This is a genomic window from Variovorax sp. P4_D9, assembly GCF_056401695.1.
In genome coordinates this window covers 1-3,901 of record NZ_JBFUIU010000812.1, presented here as the reverse complement: position 1 = coordinate 3,901, position 3,901 = coordinate 1, and the positions used below count along the sequence as shown (strand labels likewise).

Below are 3,901 nucleotides of genomic sequence, written 5' to 3'. Positions count from 1 at the left end.
ACCATATGCCGACCGTCGCGCGCCAACTCGGTGTCACTCAGCCCGCGATCAGCGCAGCCGTGGGTCGCCTCGAGGAAGTGCTGGGCCAAAGGCTGTTCCTGCGCACAGCCAGAGGGCTCGTCCCCACGGACGCTGGAGCACGCTGGCTGATGCGCTTCGATCGGGCGCTGACAGAGCTGCGACGCATCGAGGATGACGTCTCTGCCGCTCAGGGCCGCCTCGAGGGGCTCGTCACTGTCGGCACCCTGCCTCTGGCCCGCACGCGTCTGCTTCCCATGGCAATCGACACCCTGCTCGCGCAGCATCCGGGGTTGCGGGTCCATTCCCTGGAAAGCCCCTATGAGCAACTGTGCGCCGGCCTGCTGGGCGGCAAGGTGGACTTCATCGTCGGGGCGTTACGACCCACTTCCGATCGTGATCTCGTCAGCGAAGCGCTTTTTGTCGACCAACTGCGACTGATCGCATCCGCCCGTCACCCGCTCGTAAGCCGAGAGCATCTGACGTTTGCGGACCTTAGGGAATACCCATGGATCCTGTCGCGACCGGGTACGCCACTTCGGGAATCGCTTGCGAACTACTTCATCTCACACGGTGAAGCGCCCCCGCGCGCAACAGTCGAAACCGGCGATCAGGCGCTCGTGCGCGGGATGCTGCTACAGGGCCGCATGATRACCGTGCTGTCGATTCACCAACTTCACTACGAGATCGAAGCCGGCCACCTCAAAGCCCTGCCATTGGCGATGCCCGGCCTCGAACGCAGCATCGGAGTGACGATGAGAGTTGGCGCCCGACTCTCAGCGACGGCGCAAGCGTTGCTGAACGAAATCCGCCGCCTCGCCGTCCGGACGAATTGAATTGCCTGAGCGACGTTTTCCGCTGCCCTCCCGCCTGGTGTTGAGATTGTTTAGAAGGCGGTAGGTCTACGCCCTGCTCTATAGCCGAACGCTCGCATGGAGTAGGTCAGCATCGCAGCGGGAGCCGTCGTTCACAGCGCGCCGATCTATGACTCAGATCGGCTGTTACGACCCGCACTAATTTCGGATTAGAGACCCGACCTATTTGAGGTCGAGACAGTGACGACTTGGGCAGATATTGCGCGCATCTCATCACTTTCGGGGCCGGGATGAAAGATTCTYTCACCTGAACGCCTAAGTCCCGATGAACCTCATGTCCCGCGATGTCTTGGGCAATATTCCAAAAGCACAATGCGTGCCGCTATGGCTGTGGGGGCGGCATGCCGCACCCCACAGCCATACGCAAGCATCTGACCCCCTGCGCAGTATCAAGGGTCCGCGGGCTGGCGCCCGCCCTTGACACCGCTTCGGCGGGAAGACCAGGAAACACCCCCGGGCCCCGCTGCGTCCCATCAACGCGGCCGCGCCGGGCGAGCGCAGTCAACTCCCGTTCGGCAACCGCATCCAGTTCGATCTTCCGGGCAACGCGCATGGCTCAAACCTCCGCAAAGCTTGGTATGCGCAGTATACTTTAAGTTCTATTATTTCGAGCGCACTACATTAGAATCCTTCGATCACTCCAGCGAGTTCAGGACTCTGCTGGAAGCTGCTTCAGGCTTCTCGACGTATATCCGAGGCCTTGAGGCAGGCTATGCGGTGCTGACTGGCCTCGCTGGCGACCTGAACACCGGCCCGCTTGGCGACAGCACAAGCGAGGATGAAAAATGTTCGTAGAGCGAAAGGAACTGCGCGGCGCGCAATGGCCGCTTCGCGGCATCGAATGTGGAAGGACGTAGGGCAGGAATGGGCCTACCCAGAGAGGACAGACAGCGACCGCAACTGCTCGCCCGATAGCCGCCGTTGGCCGAACTCATGTCGCAGACTCCGATCGCAGACGGAGCGCTTGCGCCAATGCTCGCTTGCCAAAATCAGGGAAACCACTAGCCAAACAACGCAATAACGTACATATCGCACCATGCAGAGTACCAAGGCCGCATGGGTCAACCTCCAGAATTAGTCTCACGGCGCCGCACCGGTCGCCGATTCCAAACGGAGACAAATCTCATGAAGCTGATCCTCAAGACGGGCTTGGTGCTCGCACTCGCAGCCGCCGGCCTCGCCCGCGCCGAGACCGAACTAGTCATCGCGACCGTCAACAACGGTCACATGATCGAGATGCAGAAGCTCACTCCCTTCTTCGAGAAGGCCCACCCCGACATCAAGCTCAAGTGGGTCACTCTGGAAGAGGGCACGCTGCGGCAGCGCGTGACCACCGACATCGCCACCAAGGGCGGCCAGTTCGACGTGATGACCATCGGCATGTACGAAGCACCTATTTGGTCGAAGAAGGGCTGGCTGTTGCCGATCGCCACCGATGCCGCGTATGACGTCGACGACCTGTTGCCGGCCATCCGCTCTGGCCTGTCGCTCGACGGCAAGCTCTACGCCTCGCCCTTCTATGGCGAGAGCTCGATGCTGATGTACCGCAAGGACCTGGCCGAAAAGGTCGGCTTCAAGATGCCCGACCAGCCGACCTGGACCCAGGTGAAGGAGTTTGCGGACAAGGTCAACGATCCCAAGGGCGGCGTGTACGGCATGTGCCTGCGCGGCAAGCCGGGCTGGGGCGACAACATGGCCTTCCTGAGCACGCTGGTCAACACCTATGGCGGCCAGTGGTTCGACATGCAATGGAAGCCGCAGATCGACACCAAGCCCTGGAAGGACGCCATCACCTTCTATGTCGACCTGATGAAGAAGGACGGCCCGCCCGGTGCCTCGGCCAACAGCTTCAACGAGAACCTGGCGCTCTTCAACGAGGGCAAGTGCGCAATGTGGGTGGACGCAACCATTGCGGCATCGTTCATCAGCGACCCCAAGCAGTCGAAGGTCGCCGACAAGGTAGCATTCGCGCAGGCACCCACGGCTGTCACGCCCAAAGGCGCCAACTGGCTGTGGGCTTGGTCGCTGGCAATCCCCGCCAGCTCGACCAAGGTCGACGCCGCGCAGACCTTCGTCAAGTGGGCCACCTCAAAGGACTACATCAAGCTGGTCGCCAAGGAAACGGGCTGGAATACCGTGCCCACCGGCACGCGCAAGTCGACCTATGAAACGCCGGAGTTCCTCAAGGCCTCGAAGTTTGCCGAAGCGGAAAAGAAGGCCATCGACACCGCCAACCCGAACGACAGCACGCTGCCAAAATCCCCGTACTCGGGCGTGCAATACGCGGCCATCCCTGAGTTCCAGGCCATCGGCGTGGCGGTGGGTCAGCAGATGAGCGCCGCACTTTCGGGCAAGGTGACGGTCGACCAGGCGCTCAAGACCTCACAACTGGCAGCCGAGCGCGAAATGAAAAAGGCCGGTTACTACAAGTGACCTGAAAACCCCTCCCCCTCCGGCGGGAGGGGGCTGCGATTGAGGCTCCAGCCGCGTTGCCGTGGCACCCCCTCCCCCATCCGAGCCTTCCCAAGCGGGGTAAGGCACCAAGGAGACCTATGAACCGATTGATGCCCAGGGTGCTGATGGCGCCCGCCGTGCTGACGCTCTTCCTCTGGATGATCGTGCCGCTCGTGATGACGTTGTATTTCTCGTTCGTCACATACAACCTCATGCAGCCCGGCGACCGTCCGTTTGCAGGCATCGAGAACTTTCACTACTTCAKCACCGACCCCGAYTTCTGGCCGGCGGTSTSGAACACGMTGRYGCTGATMGGCAGCGTSATCGYSATCACRGTGRTSCTKGGCGTGKKGCTGGCSCTGCTGGTCAACGARCCCTTYCCCGGMCGMGGCRYCGTSCGCGTGCTKCTGATCTCGCCCTTYTTCGTCATGCCSACGGTSAAYGCRYTGCTSTGGAAGCACATGATGATGAACCCGATCTACGGCGTGCTGGCCGACCTCTGGCGCGCCTTCGGGGCCGAGCCSGTCGACTGGCTGACCGACCTGCCGCTGTTC

At 61.7% G+C, this 3,901-nt stretch carries 3 protein-coding genes; all 3 read left to right on the top strand.

Annotated features, from left to right (window positions below; all coding sequences use genetic code 11):
- A partial coding sequence (locus tag AC1DY5_RS45805) for a LysR family transcriptional regulator (protein ID WP_478121027.1) occupies positions 1-854 on the top strand: 854 nt, incomplete at its 5' end.
- Between the two features lie 1,164 nt (positions 855-2,018).
- On the top strand, positions 2,019-3,326 hold the full coding sequence (locus AC1DY5_RS45800; protein ID WP_478121026.1) for an ABC transporter substrate-binding protein: 1,308 nt from the start codon (positions 2,019-2,021) through the stop codon (positions 3,324-3,326).
- A 119-nt stretch (positions 3,327-3,445) separates the two neighbouring features.
- Positions 3,446-3,901 (top strand): carbohydrate ABC transporter permease (locus AC1DY5_RS45795; RefSeq protein WP_478121025.1); only part of this gene is annotated, 456 nt, incomplete at its 3' end.